Genomic DNA, 4,523 nt, shown 5'->3' with positions numbered 1-4,523 from the left:
TTCACTTCACCGGCAATGCGGGAATCGTAGGCGGAGGCGTCAAAAAGCGTGATGGGCGCGATGCCCGACTCGCCTGCGAGCAGTTTTTTCCAGGTGCTCTCAATATCATTGGCGAGGGGCGTAACGCCGCCTATGCCGGTGATTACTACGCGGGGACGGGTCATGCATGCTCCTTTGAGGCGGGGGGCAGACCCCCCCGCGCTGCATATACTATAACAAGCGCTATTACTGCTTGTTTTCGATGTAGCTGATGGCATCCTGAACTTTCAGGATCTTCTGGGCGTCGTCGTCGGCGATTTCGATGTCGAATTCTTCTTCCATAGCCATGATCAGTTCGGTCAGGTCAAGGGAGTCGGCGCCGAGGTCTTCCACAAAGGAAGCAGCGGGCTTCACTTCTTCAGCGGTCACGCCGAGCTGGTCAATGATGATTTTTGTAACTTTTTCAGTAACGTCAGACATGGTATCCTCCAGATAAATTAGTGGTCTGCTTAACCCCGGCCCTGGCCGGGTGTCTTCCGTAGTAAATGCCTAGCAGTACATGCCGCCGTTCACTCCCAGCACCTGCCCGGTGATGTAGGCCGCCTTGTCCGAAGCAAGAAAAGCCACGGCCTCTGCCACATCTTCGGCGCTGCCCATACGTCTGAGCGGGATGCTGTCTGTGTAGCTCGCCCGCACGTCGGCATTGAGTGTCGCGGTCATGTCCGTTTCGATAAAACCCGGAGTTACGGCGTTAACCGTAATCTGGCGGGCGGCCAGTTCTTTGGCGCAGGACTTGGTAAGCCCCAGCAGGGCGGCTTTGGCCGAAGCGTAGTTGGCCTGCCCCGCGTTGCCCATCTGCCCCACCACGGAAGAAATATTAACAATGCGGCCCTTGCGGGCCTTGCTCATGATTTTTGCGGCTTCTCGCGTGCAGACGAACGCGCCGCGAAGGTTGACGGCGATAACGCGGTCGAAGTCTTCGTCCTTCATGCGTATAAGAACGCAGTCCTTGGTGATGCCGGCATTGTTGACCAGCACCGCAAGATCAACCTTGTCCTTGATCTGGGTAGCGAAAAAGTCGGCCACGGATTCGCTGTTGCTGACATCAAGGGCAAAGGCCTTGGCCTTGCCGCCAGCGGCGCAGATATCGGCTGCGACTTTTTCCGCTTCTTCGGGTTTGCTGACGTAGGTGAGAAATACCTGAAAGCCGTCACGGGCAAGGGTTTGGGCAATGGCCCGGCCAATGCCGCGCGAACCGCCGGTAACCAGGGCTGTCGGCAGTCCGGCTGCAGGGGAGGATTGCGCTGTGCTCATGCTTATATCGCCTTTGTCTGAGTCCTGTAAAAAAGGAGACCGTATCCCGGGGATCGCCTTTTTGCGTTATTTTGGCAGCGGCGCTGCCCGGCTTACGGCCTGGCCTGACTGAAATTCAGTATACATGGCGCTGTGCTGCGGGGCAATCCCGCAGGCGCATTGCCTCAAAAGCGTAACAATGCGGCGCCCCAGGTAAGGCCTGCGCCAAAAGCCGTCATAAGAACTCGGCTGCCGGGGCGAATGCGGCCTTGGGCACGAGCTTCGCTCAGTGCCAGGGGAATGGAGGCGGAAGATGTGTTGCCGTATTTTTCCACATTGGTGAACACGCGATCGCCCGTCAATTCAAGGCGGCTGCCCACGGCTTCAATGATGCGCATGTTTGCCTGATGCGGCACCAGCAGGTCCACATCTGCGCCAGAAAGGCCGTTGCGCGCAAGCACTTCCTCGCACACGTGCACCATGTTGCGCACTGCATGCTTGTACGTTTCGCGGCCCTGCATGGTGATGAAAAAGTCTTCACCGACAGGTTCGCCAAGGCCGTACTGGCAGCGGGTGCCGCCGCCGACCACGATAAGGTCGCGCTGCACTCCGTCGCTGTGGCAAACCACGTCTTCAACGCAAGACATGGCATTGTTGGAAGCGCTGCTCACAATGCAGGCCGTGGCCGCATCGCCAAAAAGCACGCACGTGGAACGGTCTGCCCAGTTTACGCGGCGGGTAAGCGCCTCGGTGCAGACAAAAAGAATTTTGGCGTCAGGATCCTGCGCCAGCAGGGCGCGGCAGATGGAAAGCCCGTACAGAAAGCCCGAGCAGGCCGCGCTGATGTCAAAGGCCATGACCTTGCCCGCGCCAAGCTGCCCGGCAATGATGCAGGCCACGGAGGGAGAGAGCACGTCAGGGGTGCAGGTTGCGCCAACTATGTGGGTGAGTTCCCCTGCGTCTATCCCGGCTTCCACAAGCGCCTTGCGGGCGGCCTTGAGGCCGAGATCCGAGGCGTTTTCCGCATCGTCCAGCCTGTGGCGCTGTTTGATGCCGGTGCGGGAAACAATCCATTCGTCATTGGTGTCCACCACCTTGGCGAGATCGCTATTGGTCAGCACCGTATCCGGCACATAGGCGCTCAAGGCGAGCAGATGACAAAGTGGATTCATAGAAATACCGTATGGTTATATAGCGCGGGAGAAACGTGTGAGTTCCTCGTTGGCAAGAATGGTTTCACCGAGGCGACTGTTGGTTCCCTTGCGCACAAAGGTCCCGCTCATCTTGATGGCGTTTGTCATGGCCTTGGCGCTGGAGCGCCCGTGGCAGACAATGGCCAGGCCCTGAAGGCCCAGCAGGGGAGCGCCGCCGTATTCTGCATAGTCAATGGTGCGGGCAAAGCGCTTGAAAGCGCCTTTGGCCAGCATGCCGCCAATGGCGGGCAACACGCCGGACGTAAACACCTTCTTGAGCATGCGCACCAGAGAGGTAGCCAGCCCCTCGCTCATCTTAACGACCACGTTACCGACAAAACCATCGCAGACAACCACGTCGATATTACCGATAAAGATGTCGCGCCCTTCGGCATTGCCCGCAAAGTTGAGGTTTTGGGCCATTTTAAGCAGGTCGTAGGCTTCCTTGACCTGACTGTTGCCCTTACCCTCTTCTTCGCCAATGCTGAGGATGCTCACACGCGGGGAGGCATAGCCCAGCAGGTCACGGGCAAAAGCATCGCCCATGAGGCCGAACTGGAACAGATGATAGGGGCGGCAATCCACATTTGCTCCCACATCAAGCACGACCACTGGACTTTTTTCCGTGGGCAGCAAGGTTGCAAGAGCAGGGCGCTCCACCCCGGGCAAACGCCCCATGATGAACATGCCGCAAGCCACCGTAGCGCCGGAATGCCCGGCGCTGACAACAGCATCCGCCGCGCCATCCTTGACCTGACGGCAGGCCACCTGGATGGACGCGTTTTTTTTGCGGCGCAGAATATCCGAAGGTTTTTCGTTCATATGCACCACATCATCGGCATGAACTATGTCGAAATGCACATTGGTAAGATCGAGCTTTTCGAGCTCGGCCTCCAGCTTGGGGGTGTCGCCCACAAGCTGGACATGCAGATCATAAAGCCTTGCAGCTTCTATAGCTCCCGGCACAACCACTGAGGGGCCAAAGTCCCCGCCCATGGCGTCCACGGCAATGATGGGGCGCTCGTTCATTATTCGTTTTCGCTTTTGGCGATCACCTGGCGGCCTTTGTAGGTACCGCAGTTGGGGCACACGCTGTGCGGAACGGTGGGTTCGCCGCAGGAGCAGTAGATAACGGCAGGCACGGCCACACGATCATGTGAGCGGCGCATGCCCTTGCGGGAACGGGATTTCTTGTTTTGCTGAACGGCCATGGTAGTCTCCTTTTCCTGTCTTGCGGAATGTTTGTGCGGGTTTGGGCGGCTTGGCGCACATGCCCGCCCGCAAGACACAGCAGATTAGTAAAAAAAATTGTGATTGTCTAGTTTTTGTGCAGAGTGAGGCCGCGCAATGCCGCCATGCGGGGGTCGCCTTCTTCTTCCGTGCAGGCGCACATGCCTTCATTAAGATTAACCCCGCATCCGGCGCACATGCCTTTGCAGTTATCGCTGCAAAGGGGTGTCGGGGGCAATGCCAGCATGAGTTCTTCCCAGCAAATGGCGGCAAGATCCAGCATGGGGGCGTTGCGTTCAAACACAATGCGGCCTTCGGTCACGCCATCCATATCGGGCAGCGGGGCGTAACTTTCTTTTTCGTCTTCATCATCGCTGCCGCCAGGGAGACTCTCAAAATCTTCAAAGCGCGCGGCAATGGCCACGGTGGAATCTTCCGCGCAACGGCTGCAAGGCAGAACAACTTCTCCCTCAAGTGTGCCGCGCACAAGCCAGCCGCCATCCGTGGGCAAAACCAGAATGCGCGCGCACAACGGTTTGCTCACGCGGCAGCCCAGGTGGAATTCCTCCATGGGTTCCTGCCAGATGGCGGGGTCGTCCAGAGTAAATTCCTTGCCCTCGGGGGAAAGGTCATTGAGAGAAATGCGATAGTTCTGCATGTGATACCTCGAAAGTCGGACTTCATACCTTTGCTGGTCAATCATGTCAATACATATTGTCAAGCGGCGTCGCAAGCCCTTCTGCGGCGCAGACCAGGCGAGTTGCCTGGGCAAGGATTTTGTCGTTTTCCGGTCCGGTCAGGCGCGATCCCGTGAGGTAGAGGGCCACA

At 57.9% G+C, this 4,523-nt stretch carries 7 protein-coding genes; all 7 read right to left on the bottom strand.

What is annotated here, in order from left to right; genetic code table 11:
• Window positions 1–164, bottom strand: a 164-nt coding sequence (locus VEZ52_RS01040; RefSeq protein ID WP_324835155.1) for a beta-ketoacyl synthase N-terminal-like domain-containing protein, incomplete at its 3' end; no start/stop codon positions are given.
• 61 nt (window positions 165–225) lie between these two features.
• Window positions 226–459 (bottom strand): acyl carrier protein, encoded by a 234-nt coding sequence (gene acpP / locus VEZ52_RS01035; protein ID WP_022658452.1) that lies wholly within the window; start codon window positions 457–459, stop codon window positions 226–228.
• Between the two features lie 69 nt (window positions 460–528).
• Window positions 529–1,293, bottom strand: coding sequence for a 3-oxoacyl-[acyl-carrier-protein] reductase (gene fabG, locus VEZ52_RS01030; protein WP_240824733.1), 765 nt, complete (start codon window positions 1,291–1,293; stop codon window positions 529–531).
• 164 nt (window positions 1,294–1,457) lie between these two features.
• Complete coding sequence (locus VEZ52_RS01025; RefSeq protein ID WP_324835154.1) at window positions 1,458–2,444, bottom strand: beta-ketoacyl-ACP synthase III; 987 nt, start codon at window positions 2,442–2,444, stop codon at window positions 1,458–1,460.
• Between the two features lie 15 nt (window positions 2,445–2,459).
• Entirely contained in the window at window positions 2,460–3,494 is a 1,035-nt protein-coding gene (gene plsX, locus VEZ52_RS01020; RefSeq protein WP_324835152.1) for a phosphate acyltransferase PlsX, read from the bottom strand.
• The gene (gene rpmF, locus VEZ52_RS01015) at window positions 3,494–3,676 is read right to left on the bottom strand and encodes a 50S ribosomal protein L32 (RefSeq protein WP_022658456.1); all 183 of its coding nucleotides are present in this window, start codon (window positions 3,674–3,676) and stop codon (window positions 3,494–3,496) included. Before rpmF ends, plsX begins: the two co-directional genes overlap by 1 nt.
• A 107-nt stretch (window positions 3,677–3,783) precedes the next feature.
• Window positions 3,784–4,353 carry a DUF177 domain-containing protein gene (locus tag VEZ52_RS01010; protein ID WP_324835150.1) on the bottom strand — a complete coding sequence of 190 codons (570 nt, stop codon included), beginning with the start codon at window positions 4,351–4,353 and terminating at the stop codon, window positions 3,784–3,786.
• Window positions 4,354–4,523: the final 170 nt, after the last annotated feature.

The organism is Desulfovibrio sp., from assembly GCF_035644575.1.
Taxonomy (GTDB): Bacteria; Desulfobacterota; Desulfovibrionia; order Desulfovibrionales; family Desulfovibrionaceae; genus Desulfovibrio.
Note: the sequence above shows the minus strand (reverse complement) of the source record. Positions and strands in the feature narration are given on the sequence as shown.